17 protein-coding genes, 1 tRNA gene and 1 other annotated feature are annotated in these 17,433 nt (G+C 65.4%); of the genes, 12 read left to right on the top strand and 6 right to left on the bottom strand.

Features of this window, described 5'->3' with window-relative positions:
* Positions 1-46 precede the first annotated feature (46 nt).
* From AC3IPP_RS00430 to AC3IPP_RS00395, 8 genes are all read left to right on the top strand, one after another.
* A complete protein-coding gene (locus tag AC3IPP_RS00430; RefSeq protein ID WP_489149922.1) occupies positions 47-2,752 on the top strand; it encodes a tape measure protein in 2,706 nt (901 codons plus the stop codon).
* Positions 2,749-3,345, top strand: coding sequence for a hypothetical protein (locus tag AC3IPP_RS00425; protein ID WP_489149921.1), 597 nt, complete (start codon positions 2,749-2,751; stop codon positions 3,343-3,345). The genes AC3IPP_RS00430 and AC3IPP_RS00425 overlap by 4 nt, the downstream gene beginning before the upstream one ends.
* Complete coding sequence (locus tag AC3IPP_RS00420) at positions 3,345-4,007, top strand: hypothetical protein (RefSeq protein ID WP_489149920.1); 663 nt, start codon at positions 3,345-3,347, stop codon at positions 4,005-4,007. Before AC3IPP_RS00425 ends, AC3IPP_RS00420 begins: the two co-directional genes overlap by 1 nt.
* The gene (locus tag AC3IPP_RS00415; protein WP_489149919.1) at positions 4,004-4,420 is read left to right on the top strand and encodes a DUF6950 family protein; all 417 of its coding nucleotides are present in this window, start codon (positions 4,004-4,006) and stop codon (positions 4,418-4,420) included. Before AC3IPP_RS00420 ends, AC3IPP_RS00415 begins: the two co-directional genes overlap by 4 nt.
* A complete protein-coding gene (locus tag AC3IPP_RS00410; protein WP_489149918.1) occupies positions 4,420-8,847 on the top strand; it encodes a hypothetical protein in 4,428 nt (1,475 codons plus the stop codon). The genes AC3IPP_RS00415 and AC3IPP_RS00410 overlap by 1 nt, the downstream gene beginning before the upstream one ends.
* Before the next feature lie 177 nt (positions 8,848-9,024).
* Complete coding sequence (locus AC3IPP_RS00405; RefSeq protein WP_489149917.1) at positions 9,025-9,351, top strand: hypothetical protein; 327 nt, start codon at positions 9,025-9,027, stop codon at positions 9,349-9,351.
* A gap of 59 nt (positions 9,352-9,410) precedes the next feature.
* Positions 9,411-9,779, top strand: a complete 369-nt coding sequence (locus AC3IPP_RS00400; protein WP_489149916.1) for a hypothetical protein — start codon at positions 9,411-9,413, stop codon at positions 9,777-9,779.
* Complete coding sequence (locus AC3IPP_RS00395; protein WP_191001812.1) at positions 9,776-10,066, top strand: hypothetical protein; 291 nt, start codon at positions 9,776-9,778, stop codon at positions 10,064-10,066. The genes AC3IPP_RS00400 and AC3IPP_RS00395 overlap by 4 nt, the downstream gene beginning before the upstream one ends.
* Before the next feature lie 144 nt (positions 10,067-10,210).
* On the opposite strand, the gene AC3IPP_RS00390 is transcribed toward AC3IPP_RS00395, so the two are convergent.
* Positions 10,211-10,705 (bottom strand): pepsin/retropepsin-like aspartic protease family protein, encoded by a 495-nt coding sequence (locus AC3IPP_RS00390; RefSeq protein WP_489149915.1) that lies wholly within the window; start codon positions 10,703-10,705, stop codon positions 10,211-10,213.
* A 56-nt stretch (positions 10,706-10,761) separates the two neighbouring features.
* On the opposite strand from AC3IPP_RS00390, the gene AC3IPP_RS00385 reads away from it, so the two are divergent.
* Positions 10,762-11,343: a glycoside hydrolase family 19 protein gene (locus tag AC3IPP_RS00385; RefSeq protein WP_489149914.1), complete on the top strand. Its 582-nt coding sequence runs from the start codon at positions 10,762-10,764 to the stop codon at positions 11,341-11,343.
* A 149-nt stretch (positions 11,344-11,492) separates the two neighbouring features.
* On the opposite strand, the gene AC3IPP_RS00380 is transcribed toward AC3IPP_RS00385, so the two are convergent.
* Positions 11,493-12,721, bottom strand: a protein-coding gene (locus AC3IPP_RS00380) for an IS3 family transposase (protein WP_128114971.1) whose coding sequence is annotated in 2 segments (ribosomal slippage) — positions 11,493-12,433 and positions 12,433-12,721 — 1,230 coding nt in all. Because the reading frame shifts where the segments join, the coding sequence is not laid out codon by codon here.
* Positions 12,324-12,440, bottom strand: a sequence feature (AL1L pseudoknot). It overlaps the preceding gene by 117 nt.
* 98 nt (positions 12,722-12,819) lie before the next feature.
* On the opposite strand from AC3IPP_RS00380, the gene AC3IPP_RS00375 reads away from it, so the two are divergent.
* On the top strand, positions 12,820-13,083 hold the full coding sequence (locus AC3IPP_RS00375) for a hypothetical protein (protein WP_489149913.1): 264 nt from the start codon (positions 12,820-12,822) through the stop codon (positions 13,081-13,083).
* Positions 13,080-13,448, top strand: coding sequence for a hypothetical protein (locus tag AC3IPP_RS00370; protein ID WP_489149912.1), 369 nt, complete (start codon positions 13,080-13,082; stop codon positions 13,446-13,448). The genes AC3IPP_RS00375 and AC3IPP_RS00370 overlap by 4 nt, the downstream gene beginning before the upstream one ends.
* Positions 13,449-14,018: 570 nt before the next feature.
* On the opposite strand, the gene AC3IPP_RS00365 is transcribed toward AC3IPP_RS00370, so the two are convergent.
* The 4 genes from AC3IPP_RS00365 to AC3IPP_RS00350 all read right to left on the bottom strand — a co-directional run bounded on the left by AC3IPP_RS00365 (position 14,019) and on the right by AC3IPP_RS00350 (position 15,801).
* Positions 14,019-14,342 (bottom strand): hypothetical protein, encoded by a 324-nt coding sequence (locus AC3IPP_RS00365; RefSeq protein ID WP_489149911.1) that lies wholly within the window; start codon positions 14,340-14,342, stop codon positions 14,019-14,021.
* Between the two features lie 67 nt (positions 14,343-14,409).
* A complete protein-coding gene (locus AC3IPP_RS00360) occupies positions 14,410-14,733 on the bottom strand; it encodes a hypothetical protein (protein WP_489149910.1) in 324 nt (107 codons plus the stop codon).
* Positions 14,734-14,884: 151 nt separating this feature from the next.
* Positions 14,885-15,115 (bottom strand): hypothetical protein, encoded by a 231-nt coding sequence (locus AC3IPP_RS00355; RefSeq protein WP_489149909.1) that lies wholly within the window; start codon positions 15,113-15,115, stop codon positions 14,885-14,887.
* 609 nt (positions 15,116-15,724) lie between these two features.
* Positions 15,725-15,801 (bottom strand) — tRNA-Met (locus AC3IPP_RS00350).
* A 199-nt stretch (positions 15,802-16,000) separates the two neighbouring features.
* Between AC3IPP_RS00350 and AC3IPP_RS00345 the strand changes: the two genes are divergently transcribed.
* Positions 16,001-17,230, top strand: coding sequence for a PQQ-dependent sugar dehydrogenase (locus AC3IPP_RS00345; RefSeq protein ID WP_489151081.1), 1,230 nt, complete (start codon positions 16,001-16,003; stop codon positions 17,228-17,230).
* The last annotated feature ends 203 nt before the right edge of the window (positions 17,231-17,433 follow it).

The raw sequence follows: 17,433 nt of genomic DNA, 5'->3' as shown, positions 1-17,433 counted from the left end.
TTCGCAGAGGCGGTTCTTCGGAGCCGCCTTTTTCTTTGGGGGCAGCATGGCTCAAGACGTCAACACCCTGGTGCTTCAGATGTCTGCCGACGTCCGCCGCTTCGAGAAAGCGATGGACTCCATGCGGGCAACTGCAGATCGCCGATTGAATGAGGTCGAGCGGCGCGCCACCCAATCTCAGAAGAACCTCACGAGGATCATGGACAGCGCCGGTCGCGATATGACGTCGGCCTTGCGCACAAGTCTTACGGCTCTGGCCCCGACGCTGGCGGCCGCCTTCTCCACGCAGCAGGTGATCAAGTACGCCGACGCTTACACGTCGCTCCAAAACCGTTTGAAAGCGACCGGCCTTGAGGGGATGGCACTTCAGCGAGTCGAGGATCGGCTCTATGAGACGGCGAACCGAAATGGCGTAGCGGTCGCAGCCACAGCTGAGCTCTACCAGCGCGCGACGATGGCGCGCCAGAACCTAGGCGCTAGCGAAGAGAAGTTGCTCGACTTCGTGTCGGGCACCTCCGCCGCACTGAAGGTGCAGGGCACCTCGGCCACCGAAGCGAGCGGCGCTCTGCTCCAGCTAGGCCAGCTGTTGGGCGGTAACGTGGTCCAAGCGCAAGAGTACAATTCTCTGATCGATCAAACGCCTGTGTTGCTCCAGGCGGTGGCGAACGGCTCTGACCGCTTCGGCGGGTCGATCAACAACCTGACCAAGCTCGTCAAGGATGGGAAGGTCAGTTCGAAAGAGTTCTTCGACGCTGCTCTCATCGGGTTCAAGTCCATTGAGCAGCAGGCGAACTCTGCGGTTCCCACGGTTTCGGCTGCGCTCCAGACGCTCGACAACCAACTCGGGCGTTATGTCGGCCAAACCGACAGCGGACTTTCGGCGACGCAGAGGATGGCGCAGGGCATCATCCTGCTTTCGGACAACCTCGACACGGTAACCATTATCGTCGGAGGGCTCGCGACGATCATTGGCGGCCGATACCTTCTGTCACTCACAGCATCGGCGACAGCCACCGTTGCGGCGACTGCAGAGAGCGTCCGGTATCAGTTGGCACTGGCGTCACTGGAGGCCCGTCAACTCGGGGTGAGCCGCGCCACGGTCCTCGCAACCGGCGCGACGCGCACTTTCACTGCCGCCATTGCCGCGAACCCGCTGGGGGCCGCCCTCGTCGCGACCGCTGCTCTGGCGGCTGGCATCTATCTGCTCAACCAACGCTTCAGTGAAGGCGCGCGCGCCGCTCGTGAATTCGAAGCGATGACCACTGCCGGAAGCAAGGCCCTGGCAGAGTACGAGAAGGCCCAGATCAAAGCCAAGAACGCGTCCAAGGAAAGCGCGGCCTACGCGCGCGAGAACGCGAAGGCCATGCGCGAGGAAGCTCAGGCAGCTATTGTTGCTGCGCGCGCCTTGGCTGCGAAACGAACCCAAGAAGCGCAGACAAGGTTGGCCGCTGCGACGGCAGCGGTCGAGGAGGTCAACTCTGGCCGCCCTCGCGAGATGGGCGAGGCGCTCGGCCAAGCTGCGTACGCTGCCGGTGCGATTCGAGAAGCGCAGCGCGCTCAAGCCCAGGCAGCCGAAGCGATCCGCGAACAGTGGCGACAAGAGGACGAATTTGCCCGCATCGCGGCCGGCATCAATCTGGGCGGTGACGGCGGAAGCACGACCGCGACCGAGGATGGAAAGAAGAAAAAAGGCGCCAGCGGTCCAACGCCGGAAGAGCTGGCGCGCCAGCGCCAGCTTCTGGATTTGCAGATGCAAATCGAACGGCTGCGCGCCCAAGGTCAGGACGATGCGGCTAGGGCGAAGCAGCGTGAACTCGATACGCTGAACCTCACGAAGCAACTACAGGATGCGGGTGTCCAAGACGCCAAAGCGCGCGCGGAGGCTCAGGTCGCTGCAATCGCGGTGGCTGAAGATGCGCAGCGTGGCCTGCAAATCCTCTGGGACCGCAACCAGGAAGTCCTAGAGAAGCAGGAGGCTGCGAACGAGCGCGCCAATGACCTGCTTCTGGATCGGCTCGGCTACGAAGCAGAGCTGGCACGCCTTGCAGGTCACGAAGGACGCATTCGGACGGCCGAACGTGAACTCTTCATCGCCAGCCGAGTGAATGAACTGCTCGAGCGTCGCATCGAGCTTTCTCGCGACGTAGCTCAGGCACGAGCAGAGCGCGAATGGACCGCGCTCGACAACGCCGACACCGAAGGGGCGCTTCGCGACGAGTTCCGGCGCTCCTTCAGCGAAGGGATCAGGGCCGCGATCGACGGCGACCTCGGCGGCTTCTTCGAGAACCTGGCCGACCGCTTCACCGACCGGATGCTCGACAACCTGGCGGATGACCTGTTCGACCTGCTGGCCAGCGCGGCCAAGGGCTTCGGCCAAGGCGGTGGCGGCGGCACGGGGTGGCTGAGCAGCATCGCCAGCCTCTTCGCCGGGAAGCGCGCCAGCGGCGGCGCCGTCGTTCGCGGGCAGGCCTACATCACCGGCGAGCGTCGCCCCGAAGTCTTCGTCCCGAACACGAGCGGCACCATCATCCCGAGCGTGAACGCGGCGATGAACCGGGCGCAGCAGGCCCATGCGGCCCGCCAGCAGCCCGTCATCGTCCAACTGGCCGTCGAAGAGGGCGGCCTCTTCGTCCCGCGCGTGCAGGCCATCTCGGGGTCTGTTGCGGTTCAGACCACGACCATGGGCGTCGCCACCGTTCAGGACCAACAGCGCACGAACGCGATGCGCCGCAGACAGAGCCTCGTCGGATGATCGAACTTCCTGCCTGCCCTCCGATCAAGGAGGCGGTTCCCCGCTACGTCAGCTTCGGCGTCGATCAGGATCCGATCCTGGGCGGCCCGCAGTCGAAGGTGCTGCGCATGGGCGACCGCTGGGCCATCGATGTCGAGACCTATCCGGCCGAGTACGCCGAGCATGGGATGAAATACCTGTCGCGGCTGGTCCGTGGACTGAAGGAGACGGTTCGTCTGGCCTTCCCCGAGCCCGGCGTGAAGCCCCGGTCATATGGGGCGCCGGTTGTCGCCTCGGCTGGATCGGCGGGTACGTCGCTGCCGGTCAGCGGACTGATCCCCGGCGACCGGATCAGGGAGGGGAAGTTCTTCTCCATGATCATCGGCGGCGAGTCCTTCCTCTATCAGGTCGCGGTCGCGGACGTCGTGGTCGTCAGCTCCCTCGGTAAGGCGACCTTACAGATCGAGCCGATGCTGCGGCGTCAGCCTCCGGCCGGAACCGTCTTGGATTTCGAACCCAAGATCGAGGGCTTCGTGCAGGGCAACGAACAGGCCTGGAACACCAGCCGGTCGAAGTACCTGCCGTTCCGCTTCACCATCAAGGAGCGCGCCTGATGTCCATGTCACCGGCCATGCTGGCCGCGCTGCAGGCCCGCAACCCTATGCTGGTCCACCTGCTGAAAATCGAACTGCCAGGCAAGACGATCCGGCTGGTGGACGGCTCCGGCTTCGTGCTGTGGGGTGCTGAATCGTACACGGCCGAGGACGCCGATTTCGGCAAGATCGCGGGCTTCGGCGAGTTCACCGAAGCGGAGGGAACCGAGGCGCCCCGCCAGACGGTGCAACTGCTTCCGACCGGCAACGCCGCCGTCGCCGCCCTGACGGCGCCCAGCGCCCAGGGCTCGCCCGTCGCCATCTACGCCGCCGCCATCGACCGGCAGACCGGCCAGGTCATCGGCGAGCCTGACGTGCGCTTCGTCGGTGAGCTGGACGACGCTGGTTTCAACCACGCTCAGAACTCGTCCCTGCTGGAACTGGAGCTGGCGACGATCTGGGAGCGCCTGTTCGACGACAACGAAGGCCACCGCTGGAACAACGCCTTCTGGACCCACCTGTTCGGACCCGGCGCCCGCGCCTTCGAACATACGCCGAACGTCAACGAGCAAACCCACTGGGGCTACAACGGACCAGCCAAGGGCTCGGGCGGCTCCTATGGGGGCGGCAACGGTTCCATCGGCGGCGGCCCCGGCTCTGGTTTCGAGCAGGCTGCCAAATGACCGAGCTGGAGATGCGGGTGGCCGCTACGGAAGCCACCTTCGCGCGGTTCCACGGACAGCCGCTGGTTCTGGGGGCGACGGACTGCGCCCGCATGGCGGCGTTTCACCTCAAGCAGCTTGGGTTCAAACCTTCGCTGCTGAAGGGCGGCGCTTACAGCACGCCGGTGGGCGCACGCCGCGCCCTAAAGCGCCTCGGCGTCTCGTCGCTCTCTGAGATCATGGATCAGCATTTCCCGCGCTGGGATGCGCCCGCCGAGGCTCGCGTCGGAGACATCTGCTGCGTCGCGGGCGACGGCGACATGGGCGACGCCATGCAGGTGGTGCTGCACCGGAACACCGTCCTTGGCTTCCTCGACGGCGTGTGCGGCGAAATCATCAATCATGAGTACGTCGCCGCCTGGAGAGTTGTGTAATGCCTCAGGCGATCCCTGTCGTCGCATCCTGGGCGGCTGCCGCGTGGTCGTCGGCCGTCACGGCTACGGCGGTCGGCCTGACCAAGATCGGCGTCATGGCCGCCATCGGCGAAGGCGCGACGATTGCGCTGGCCGGCAAGATTGTCGCGGCTGGCGCGGCTCTCGGCCTGTCTGCGGCCGCCGCCGCTCTGATGCGCCCGAATACGCCCTCCAGCGGGACCACGCTCGACTTCAAGCCTGACCCCAAGGCCCCGGTCCGGGGCGCCATGGGCTATACCGCGTTGGGCGGCAACAAGGTCTTCCAGGCGACCTGGGGCTACAAGAACGTCGCGCTTTCGCTGGGCGTCGCCCTGTCGCTGGGACCGATCGATCAGGTTCCGCGCTTCGAAGCCGACGGGGCGACCGTCAGCTTCAGCGGGCCGCAGAATGAGGCGACCGGCTTCTACGCGGCCGACATGTGGCAGCGGACGACGCTGGGCCTGCCCGGTGATGCAGCCCTGCTGCCTCCGACGGGCCTGAAGTACGGCAATCCCGGCCTGACGGGCTGGGGCACGCAGCACGCGGCGCCGCAGGTCTCCTTCTCCTTCTGGACGATGGTGCTGGCGAAGAACCCGGAGGACCGGGACGTCTTCACCAATGGCGTGCCTGATCCGCGCTGGATCGGCCGTTGGATGAAGCTGTGGGATCCGCGCAAGGACTCGACCTATCCGGGCGGCAGCGGCCCCCAGCGTCGTGACGACTGGCGGACATGGGAGTGGAGCGAAAGCCCCTATGTCCACGGGCTGGCCTGGTGCCGCGGTCACTACAAGCTGAACCTGGACGGCACGATCGACCGCACGAAGCGGATCGCAGGCATCGGGGCGCCCGACGCCGCGATCGATATCCCGGCCTTCGTCGAAGGCATGAATGTCGCCCAGGCCAACGCGTGGACGATCTCGGGCGAATGGTCGACGTCGGACGGCAAGTTCCAGACCCTGCTGGCCATGCTTCAGGCCGGCGGCGGCGAGCCGATCAGCCGAGGCGCGCAGATCAGTGTCCTGGTCAACGCCCCGCGCGTCGCCACCTACACCTACACGCGGGATGATTTGATCGGGCAGGCCGAGATCCGGCCGCTGACACCCCGCCGCGAGCGCAAGAACACCATCGTCCCGCGCTACAAGTCGGAGGCGAACGGCTGGCAGTACGTCCCGGCCGGCGAGGTCACGTCGTCGGTCTATCGCGACGAGGATCGGGGCGAGCCGCGCTCGCTGGAGATCGAGTACACCCACGTCCGCAGCGCCAAGCAGGCGGGGCAACTAGCCGCTTATGATCTGGCGAACCTGCGCGAGGGACTGACAGCGACCCTGCCGTCCAAGGTCCACCTGATGCACGTCCATCCGGGCGCCTGCATCACCGTGGACGTGCCTGAACTCGCGCTGGCCGGTCAGAAGTTCGTCGTCCGTCGCGCCACGACCAACCATCAATCGGCGAGCGTGACGCTGGAGCTGCGCTCTGAGAGCGACGGCAAGCACGCGTGGGCGTTGGGCCAAGCCGCCCAGCCTGCGCCGTCGCCCAGCCTGTCGGCCGTCGATCCCAAGTACGTCCCGAAGCCCGCGCCGGAAGACTGGACGGTCGTGCCCAAGCCGCCGGGCGGGGGCGGAGTCTCGCAACCGATCGTCATTATCGAACTGCCGATCGAGACGACGGACATCGTCGCGGTCATCATCAAGCATGGGCCGAGCGCAGCCGGACCGTGGACGGACGGCTATGAGGGCTCGCCCCGTCCAGATGGCCGGTATGAGATCGCTGGGCTGACGCCGGGGCAGACCTACTGCTTCTCGCTCCAGTACGTGGCGAAGAACGGCGCCAAGAGCGAGCCGGACATCAAGTGCGGTATCGTCGCTGGCGACCTGACGGCGGGCAACGTCGTCCCGACCGCCCCGACTATCGTCGCCATGCAGGATGCGATCGATCTGGCGTCCGACGGTATCGAAGCGCTCGACAATGCGGTCGGCACGCTGAACGCCACCGTATACACGGCGGGGACCGGCCTGCTGGCCCGCACCGACGCCATGTTCGACACGCTCAACACCCCAACGACGGGCGTGCTGGCCCGTCTGACCACGGTCGAGAACAAGCAGACCTCGGACAACAGCGCGGCCGTCAATCGGCTGAATGCTCTTGAAGCCACGGTGAACACGCCCTCCACCGGGCTGGTAGCTCGCATGGCGACCCAGGAGAGCGCCACGGTCAGCCTACAGACAGGCAAGGCTGATGTCTCGCGGGTCGCCGCGCTTGAAGCGACGGTGAACACGCCCGGCACTGGCCTCAGCGCCAGGATGGGTGCAGCTGAAACGGCCGTCACAAACCTTCAGACCCAGAAGGCCAGCGTTGAGCGCGTGGCGACGCTGGAGGCCTTTGCGACCTCGGCTGTCAGCCCGGTGCCATTTGACGCTGCGGGTGCGGAAAACTTCTACACAGAGGCCATCGAGGGCGGCGCGGCTGCCTCACCATCGCGAATTGTAGCAGTCGCCGGTGAAGGCAAGGTCTTCGAGCTACAGCTCGTCTACCTCTCCACGCTGGGCGGCGCAGTTCTGAGCGACAGCGGCGCCTACCGCGTGCGGGCGCGCGTTCGACGCACGGAAGACCCTGCGGCGGGCGATCGACGGGTTACGCTGTACCTTGCCGCCTTCGATAGGGCTGAGCAGTACCTGGGCGCGCTTTCGTCTGTGGTTGAGAGCGACCTGACGATCGGCATGGGGTGGCGCGAGGTGGCGTCACAACTGTGGAAGACTGAGGCCGTCAGGACCGCCTTTCCGGCGGCCCATACTGTGCGGCCGGTCGTCCGTGGGGGCTCGACCATATCGCCCAGCGGCAATGGTACGATCCAGGCCAAGTACCTCAACCTTGACGCACAGGGCGATACATCCGTTCTCGCAGGGCGCGTGACGACGTTGGAAACGGCGGCTGCTGATCTCCAGGCGGGAAAGGCGGACGCGACGCGGGTCGCCGCTCTCGAGGCGACGGTCAACACTCCGGGCAGTGGACTGATCGGCAAGGTCGGTTCGCTGGAAGCGGCGACGGCAGACCTTCAGGCGAAGAAGGCCGACGCGACCCGTGTGGAGGTGCTGGAGGCTACAGCCCTCGGCGCGCGCCCAACGACAATCAATGACGCCGCAGGGACCTTCTTCTCGCAGGGTGGAGCGGGAACGGCGCCTTTAGGGAACGCCAAGGTCGGACAGGACGCGTCTGGCTATTACTTCAAGTCCTCCGACACCGGGGCGTGGATTGCGCGAGGCTTGGTTCCCATCGCGTCAGGGCAGGTGATCACGGTCGCCGGCGTCTGGGACCAGGAGGTCTCCGGGGACAGCGCCCGCATCACTGCGTGGGCCTTCGACGCTGCCGGGACGATGACGGCCGTCACTGGTCCAGTGACAATGTTCCCCGTCGGAGCCGGAAACCGGATAACTCGCTCCTTCGGATTGGCGGGCGCTGGGGCGGAAACCACTCTGCCGGCGGGGACGGTTGCGGCAAGGTTCGGGCTCCAGCCCAACCGGACCTCTGCCGGGTCGGTGCGGGGTCGCTCACTCACCATCGCGGACGGCACGCTGGCTTCAACCCTGAACGCCAGGGTCGGCACCCTTGAGACCGCTACCGCGAACCTTCAGACAGGCAAGGCAGACGCCGCCCGCGTCACCTCGCTGGAGGCAACGGTCAACACCCCAGGCACGGGCCTTACAGCGCGTCTGACCACGGTTGAAAGTGTTGCGGCTTCGGCCGACGGCACGGCCAAGGCCATCAAGGGCGTGGTGTTGGACGTCAATGGTTACGTCAGCGGGTTCGCCTCCACAAACGACGGCACGACCTCGTCGTTTGAAGTCCTCGCCGCAGCCTTCGCCATCCGCGATCCGAGCGCCGGCGAGCGCACCGAATATCGAGCGGGCAACTGGTACGTCTACAGCCCCTCCGAGAACACCCGCACCCGCTACGGAAAGGCATTTGGCGGAACGCAGAAGCTGGTCTGGTGGACGGGCCCTTCGTCTGTGGCCGAGGGCTCGGAAACCAAGGCCAATGCCTACGTCTACATGAGCCAGAACACGGTCGACGGTCCCCGCTTCGGCGGATCGGACATCGTCGGGGGGAGTGGCGTTCTTACAGCAACGGCATCCTCCCTCATCGTCCAGGGCGGCCGCAACGGCGCTGGCGGAGTCAGCACCTCAACCACGACCGTCACGGCAGCAGGCGGCAACAGCGGCGCCAGCATGCGCTGGGTGAAAGTTTCGGGCGACGACCTGGTCGCGAACAGCCCGAGTTCTTTCACAACCAGCTTCTACGGCACGGTCGGGACTGGTCAGTCCAAGTCCGCTGTCTTCATGGGCGTCGTCACCAAGGCCGGCCAGCAAGCCGCCGTCTATGTGCAGGCCGACATTGCCGACAACGGCACCTGAACCTCTCAACAACCGGAGCACACCCCATGGAAGTCGCGCTCGCGATCATCCTGATGCTGGCCGTCGTTGCGGTCGCCCTTTTCGCGCGACGGTCGAAGTCGGCACCGTCGTCTCGTCGTTCAGCCAATGGGCCGCGCCGAAGTGAAGATCGATAACCCTCAAATCTCTGGAGACATCATGACCAACCCGACCTTTCCCACCCCGCAATCCCTGGCCGAAGCAGAAGCCGCTGAGCGCGTGATCGCCGGCTTCTATCTGTCGCAGATCGAGGCCGCTGTAGCGGTGATGACGGGCCCAGAAGCCCAGGCGTTCGAAGCGGCAGTAGCCGCGGCGATCTCGGCTGGTTTACCGAACGGCACCTCGGCCGCCGTGAACCTGCCCAACGTGGCGAAGTGGTTTGTCGATGTCCGCGCGGGACTGGAGGCGGATCGACAGCGCCTGGACGCCATCGCGAACCCCCCAGTTCCTGAAGAGCCCGTCGCCCCGGCTGAGCCGGAAGCCTGACGAACCCGGTTCGCCTCTGGCGGGCCGTTTCCTGACAATCTGAAATGGGAGGGCGGCGCATGCTGTCTGATCTACCCCCCGGCTTCGACCTGGGGCGGCTGCGCTATGCCTTCGGGGGCGCGGCCGGGGCGCTGATCTATGGCGTCTACACCTTCGTGCAACTGGTGAAGGCGGGGCACCGGCCGACGTTGTCGGACTTCTGGCGCGCGCTGGCGAATGTGACGGCCGGGCTGCTGGTCGGCACCGTCGCGGCTTTCGCTCTCGGCCCGGCAATGGTCGCCATGATCCCGTTCGAGGGGTTGAGGGCCGCCGTCGATCCGGTCGCCGTCGGCTTCGTCGTCGGTGGTTTGGGCTGGGAGCTTCTGCCGCTCGTCATCGAGGGGGCCAAGCGCTGGGCCTCTCGTCTGGGCAAGGAGGGGTCGGGATGACCTGGGTCGACTGGATCGCCGCGCTGGCGAGCGGTTATGGCAGCGCCTGTCTGCAACTGCGGGCGCAGGCGCTGAAGCCCCGAATGGGCGACTATCCTGTGGGGCCGGGCGATGTGCGACGGGCGCTTTTCATCCTGTCGCTGATCCTGGGCGCCTATTCCCTGACCGTTCTGGTCGGGGACTATGGCGCATCCCGCACCGAGGCGCTGCTGGTCTGCGCCGTGGCCTACACCGCCCATGTTCTGTGGCGGAACGTGAGACGGCAGAGCGCGAGCCGCGCCGCCTGAAGCCGCGCGCGCCGTGCGCACCCCTGAAAACTGAACTGGAGACCATCATGGCCTATCGCCTTGGTGCGCAGTCGCGCGCCCGGCCAGCTAATGTTGACGAGCTCGGCAACAAGGATCAGCACCTATTGTGTGCGCACATCCGGATTATAGAGTCGTTGCTGCCAGATTGCCGGAAGCCAGTGCGTCTCTTTCGGCCTGAGACAGATAGGTGATCGACCTGATCCCCAGGGGGCCGTCGTTCAGGAAACGACATCGGGCCAAGAACATGCGCCCTAAGATCAAGCGATATGGACGGGTGCGGTCGCCGGCGAGGGGCACAACTTCAACACTAAGGGCGGTCTCCGTCCCCACAAGCTGCATTTGTACTTCATAAGACCAAGTTTGAATTTCGCCGGTCGCCCCGCTCAGGCTGATTTCGCGAATTTTCTTGGCATGTTGGGGCACGAGGGCGGCGTCGATGTGGGTGAGGTCTGCTCCCGTGTCGATCAACGCCCATGCTCGACCCTCAAACACCGCCACTTCTGCCACGCTTAGTTTTTGGAACGAGTACAGCACCTCAACGCAAGGCGCGGCGGCGACTTGATCCGTGCTCTCGGCTCCAAAGCTGTCCAAGTACTTCACGATAGCTGAATGCGTCATTGCTCCCCCGAGCGTCCTTAGCCTCGGAAACCTTAACCTCAATTTGGAGAGACTCCATGCTCGACGCACGTCGATTGCAGGGACGCCTCGGCGTGTCCGTTGACGGCATCATCGGCGCCGGAACCCTGACGGCGCTGTTCGCGCGGATGGGCGCGCAGAAGCCGATAGCCGAGGAACTGGGCCTCGCGGCCAACGTCCACTTCCGCACCTACGGCATCCTCGATAGCGGCCTTCGCCTGGCGCACTTCATGGGCCAGTGCGGGCACGAGAGCGGCGGCTTCCGCTACATGGAGGAGATCGCCAGCGGAGCCGCCTATGAGGGACGCGCGGATCTCGGAAACACCCAGCCGGGCGACGGGCGCCGGTTCAAGGGGCGCGGGCCGATCCAACTTACGGGCCGGACCAACTATCGCCGCGTCGGCCGGCAGATCGGCATCGATCTCGAGCGCCACCCGGAGATCGTCTCGCACCCGTCGATCGGGCTGCTGGTGGGCTGCGTATACTGGAGCGACCGCAAGCTGAACGCCAAGGCCGACGCTGACGATCTGCTGGGCCTGACCAAGGCCATCAACGGCGGCACGAACGGGCTGGAGGATCGCCGCCGTCGGACCGCGCAGGCCAAGGAGCTGATCCTGTGAGCGGCCGGCGCCTGGATCAGATCGGCGAAGGGTTCAGTGTTGAGCCGTGCCGGGTTCACAACGGTGGGTTCTCAACCGATGCGACTGACCCAGAGATGGTCAGGTCGCTTTGAACCGCTCCGGGTTTCCCGGAGGCTATTTGGTTTAAGTTATGCGGCGATGGGGACGTGGTCCATCGCCGCGTAGTAACGCTGCTCTGCCTCGGCGGGCGGGATGTTGCCGATGGGTTCGAGCAGGCGTCGGTTGTTGAACCAGTCGACCCATTCGAGCGTGGCGTACTCGACGGCTTCGAAGGTGCGCCACGGCCCGCGTCGATGGATGACCTCGGCTTTGTAGAGACCGTTGATGGTCTCGGCGAGGGCGTTGTCATAGCTGTCGCCTACGCTGCCCACCGAAGGCTCGATGCCGGCCTCCGCCAGGCGCTCGGTGTACTTGATCGAAAGATACTGACTGCCGCGATCGCTGTGATGGATCAGGCCGCCGCCGTGGACGGGGCGACGGTCATGGATCGCCTGCTCCAGGGCGTCGAGGACGAAGGCGGCATGGGCCGTCCGGCTGACGCGCCAGCCCACGATGTAGCGGGCGTAGACGTCGATTACGAAGGCCACATAGACGAAGCCCGCCCAGGTCGCGACGTAGGTGAAGTCGGAGACCCAGAGCCGGTTGGGCGCGGGCGCTTGGAACTGTCGGTTCACCTGATCCAGCGGACACGGCGTCGCCTTGTCGCTGAACGTCGTGCGCACAGGCTTGCCGCGGATCACGCCCTGAAGGCCCAGGTCCCGCATCAGCCGCTGGACCGTGCAACGGGCGACGGGGAGCCTCTCACGCCGCATCTGCCGCCAGACCTTGCGCACGCCGTAAACACCGAAGTTCTCGGTGAAGACGCGCAGCACCTCGGGCCGGAGCGCTTCGTCACGCTGGAGCCGGGCCGGACGCCGGGCCGGATCGCGGCGCCGGGCGAGATGCTCATGGTAGGTCGACGGGGCGATCGGCAGGACCCTGCAGATCGGCTCGACCCCGTGGGCCTGTCGGTGATCGTCGATGAAGGCGATCATCGCTTGAACGGGCGGTCGAGCTCCGCCTGCGCAAAATAGGCCGACGCCTTGCGGAGAATCTCGTTGGCCTGACGGAGTTCGCGGTTCTCCCGCTCCAGCGCCTTGAGCTTCTCGGCCAGGTCGGTCGGGACGCCGGCGCGCCGGCCTGCGTCCACCTCCGCCTTCTTGACCCACTCGTTCAGCGTATGCGCCGAGCAGCCGATCTTGCTCGCCACCGAAACTATCGCCGCCCAGCGCGACGGATGCTCCACGCCATGATCCAGCACCATCCGAACCGCTCGATCGCGGACCTCCGGCGCAAATTTGTTCGTCGTCTTGCTCATCGGGCTCCATCCTACTCAGGAGTTGGAGCCTCCGGGAAACCCGGGGCGGTTCACTTTCCCGTCGCATCATTCGCCCGCTTCGTGAGCGCGCGCGTTTAATGGGATATGCGCTGGCCGTTCACGGCAGCCAGGAACGCGATATCGATTTGGTGGCGGTGCCGTGGACCGAACAGGCCGTCGCGCCGGAGGACCTGGTCCGTAGCCTGCGTCAGGTGATCGAGAGGCTGTACCCTATCGGTCTAGAGCACGGGCCTTCCGAGAAGCATCCGAAACCGCATGGCCGTCTCTGCTGGTCGTTCTGGCTTCGCCCGTGGACGTACATCGATCTGTCGGTCTTCCCACCACATGGAGCGTCCAAATGACCCGCGCCCTGACCGCCACCGGCTGGCTCACCGTCGCCTGCCTGGCGCTCGCCCTGATCCTGCTGGCCATGTGCGCCACGGACGCCCGCCAGAGGGCCGCTGACAGGACTCGGCAGGCCGAGGCGGGCAAGACCCTCGCCGAGGGCCGCACGGCCGCCGCGCAGGACGCCAGCGCCATCCGCGACCGGGCCGACGCCCGAGACCAATCCACCGCCTCAATCGTCACCCAGGCCGAAAAGGAAATCCGCCATGCGCCTGATCGCAATGCTGCCGCTGATGCTGCTCGCCGCAGGGTGTGCCAGCTCTCCGATTACCGTGATGCACAGTGCGCCGTGTTCCGCGCTGATCCCGGCCGGGTGGACTGAGCCTGTCCCGTCCGCCGCCCTTCCGCTGGAGCCATCCGACGAGCGGGACTGGATGGCGTTCGGGGTGGCGCAGACCGGCGCCCTCAGGACGGCCAACGGGCGAACGGCGGACGTAATCGGGATCGTACGGGCGTGCGAAGCGAGGGACGCGCAGGCCGTCGAGCGAATAGGGCGGCCGTGGTGGGCGCGCCTCAGGCCGGGGTAGATCAGCTGCCGTATTCTGCGAAAGCGAACCCGGCCCAGACGAACAGGGCGAGTCCAGCCAGAAGGGCTGCCGCGCCCAAGCCGAGTAGCACCTTGAGTGCAATGGACTTCATCAGCCTTCTCCAGCTCATGGCTAAGGGTCGGCATTCGTCCTGATAGCCCGCGGTACGGCTATGTGACCTAAGGACGCGTCGAGCTCTGAGGCTCCGCTTCGAGGCCCGCTCTCTTCGGAGGGCGGGCCTTTCGTCGTTTGGAACCGCCTTCAATCCGGTCAGTTGGCTCATCGCAGCCCTCTCCATCCTCTGGGGCTGCCGTCTGAGAACCGCCGAGCCCCTCGCTGGCGCCCCAAGCGCCGGCGAGGGGTTTTCAGTTCGGGGTAGTGCTACCGCCAGCGTTTGCGGCCAGCTCCATCCTTACGTTCGCTGCTATGGCCTGCACGGCCTCTTCCACAATCTCTCGTTCTAGATGCGGGTAGGCGTCAGGCGCGGCTTCCACGAAGGCTGTAAGGAACAAGTCTGCGACCTGATTGTCATCAAGGTCAGACCAGGTCAGGCCCTCTTCCCGCATCCTTCTCTCCAAGGCGATCCCCGTCGAGTGCAGCGCCGTGCCGAGCGGGCCCTCAAGCTGTTCGGCAAACTCTTCAAGGTCTTCGACGGTCGTGGGATCGCGCTTCATGAGGAAGAGCCTCACACAGCACTCCCGCTCTGGCAAATCGCTACACGCCCATCGCCCTCACCGGGTGGGGGTATTTCATCATTCAGGGTCGTACCTCAATCGCAGATGCAACGAAGGGAACCCTGAAGGTTAGTCGAGAGACGGCGCTATTCTGATCTTCGTGCGAGAGGTCGCCGCCTAACTTCGCTGCGTAGACATTGATGCCCCCTTTGGCCCCTCCCTTCTCTGTGGTCGCCGTTGTGACAGCTACGTCGAACTGCATGTGCTCCATTAGCAAATCCTTGCCTTTGAACTGGGGGTTGACCACTCCCAACCGGCCTTCGTGTTTTAGCAGTTCTTGCTGGGCATCATTGATCCCTAACAGCACGTCTAGAAGGCTCGTTTTGACAAATTCACGAAGTTCCATGGTCGCCCCCTTGTTCAAAGCACGTTTATCGCCGGTGATTGTCCGCCAGCATTTAATCCAAAAGCTCACTGCCTAACGAACCTCCATCGGGCCGCGCTCGCTTGGGTTCTTTGGAGCTCCCCGCGGCGCGTTCATCCGCATTGCCAGGGATTTAGGCTGCTCTGCCTGCCGTATCGCACGTGTCAGTGATTATCTCGGAAGCAGCACGGGCAACTTCCGTCGCGTCGCCGCCGCCCAGGTTGGACGACGAGAGCGAACGCAGGCTGGCCTCGCGAAAGTTCGCCAAGAAGAGTTCGCGGTCATCCTGTTTCGCCGCCACGAACGCTATAAGCTGGGCAAGCATCACCCGCTGGGCAACGACCTCTCCGAGAAGCTTTTCCAAATTCCCTCTCCACTCGCGATGATCTTCAAAGGAGGCGGCTAAGCCTTTTTGACATAGGCCGCCTTGAACTTTGCCACGGGTCACTTCACACAGAGGAAGCTGTTCGCAGCGAGGTGGAGGGGAGACAGCTCCTGGCTTTGCAGGCGATGGGGCCGCCTCTCCCTCCTGTCGCATCACGGCCGCATCACGCTAGCCGATAGGCGATCACCCAAGATTACTTCTTGGGCTTGGGGCTCGGCTTGATCGTCTCAACCACATGGGTCGACGACTTCCGCTGAGCTTCACGAACCGGGACGAACTGCCCGGTCTTAGCGCTTCGTCCGATCTTCATCGTCAAAAGCTCCTGTTCCAGCCGCGCCGAAGAACCGACGCCGTCGTCACAGGGCCCGGATGGCCCGGACCCCAAAAGCTTTCGGTTGATTCGCCGTCGCACGTAAGATGTCAGCGGTATCCAAAACACTGACTGTCAAGAACGCTTGGAGAACATCCTCCGGGACTATTCCGGGATTTCACTCCCGGAGCGGCCGGTTTGGTCCACAAATGTTCTCATGCCGCGCCAGCCCTCAGATTTGAGGTGCCGAGCTAAGTCATTGATTTAAAGGAAATCCGTGGTGGTTGGAGGCGGGATCGAACCGCCGACCTGTGGGTTATGAATCCACCGCTCTAACCATCTGAGCTACCCAACCCCGTACGGAGCATCGCGCCGGATCGAGAACGACCCCTGAGCGCGAGAGGGGTGCGTATATCGCCGCCTTCTCTCCGGTTCAAGCCGCTTCGATACGGATTTCGTACGGGACTATCGGTCGCGGCGCGTTTCGGCTCGCGCAAAGCGCGCCGACACGGCATCCTGACCGTTCAAAGCCACGCTGTTCAGGAGCCCCCATGCTGCGCCCCGCCCTCTTCGCCGCTTCCGTCGCCGCCCTGGCTCTCGCCGCCTGCGGGGCCAATGGTCAGGATGAGGCGCCGTCCGCCGCCACCGGCGCGCCGGTCGAAACCCGCCCGCCCAACAACCCGGATCAGAAGCCGGCCGTCGAGGGCCAGACCCGCGCGCCGTCGGTCAGCACCACCCTGGCCATGCAGCACGCCGTCGTGGCCGAAGGTCTGGAGCACCCCTGGGGCCTGGCCCTGCTGCCGGACGGCCAGTGGCTGGTGACAGAGAAGCCCGGTCGGATGCGCGTCGTCAGCGCCCAGGGCCAGATCGGCGCGCCGATCAGCGGCCTGCCCGCCGTGGCGGCGCGCGGTCAGGGCGGCCTGCTGGACGTGATCCTGAGCCCGACCTTCACCCAGGACCGGATGATCTACTGGTCCTACGCCCAACCGCGAAACGGCGGCAACGGCACGGCCGTGGCGCGCGGCCGCCTGTCCGACGACCTGAGCCGCGTCGAGAACGTGCAGGTCGTCTTCCAGGTCAAGGACACCTATGACGGGGACAAGCATTTCGGCTCCTCCCTGGTCTTCGGCCCGGACGGCAAGCTCTACATCACCATCGGCGAGCGGTCGGACAAGCCGATGCGGCCGACGGCCCAGAGCCTGGCCTCGCACCACGGCAAGGTCATCCGCATCAACGCCGACGGCTCGGTCCCGGCCGACAATCCCTTCGTCGGCCGCAATGACGCCCTGCCCGAGATCTGGTCCTACGGCCACCGCAACCCGCAGGGCATCGCCGTCCAGCCGGAAACCGGCGCGGTCTGGAGCATTGAGCACGGCACGCGCGGCGGCGACGAGCTGAACCTGGAGAAGGCGGGCGCCAACTACGGCTGGCCCGGCGCGGCCTACGGCATCGAATACAGCGGCGACGCCATCCCCGGCGCGATGACGACGCAGGACGGCACTGTCCAGCCCGTCTACTACTGGGATCCGGTGATCGCGCCGGGCGGCATGGCCTTCTACGACGGAGCCATGTTCCCCGGCTGGAAAGGCGACGCCCTGATCGGCGGCCTGGGCGGCAAGCATCTGGTCCGTCTGGTGCTGCAGGACGGCCGCGTGGTCGGCGAAGAACGCCTGCTGACCGGCCTGGGCGAACGCATCCGCGACGTGGCGGTGGCCCCTGACGGCGCCGTCTGGGTCGTGACGGACGAGGAGAACGGCAAGCTGGTGCGGCTGGCGCGCCGCTGAGGCTGAGACGACAGGGCGGGCCGCGCGAAACGGCCCGCCCTTTTCACATCCGACGACCTCACGCGCCTTGTTACTTGACGTTGACGTAAACGTCGGCTTTCTAGCGACCTGAGTTTCAATTCCAGACGCGATGATCGGCCCCGTCCGCCCGCCGCGCCGAACCCAAGACGCCAACCCGTCCCTCATGCAGCGAGGCGCCGCGC

The organism is Brevundimonas sp. KH_060, from assembly GCF_057838275.1.
This window is presented reverse-complemented; position numbering and strand designations above follow the sequence as displayed.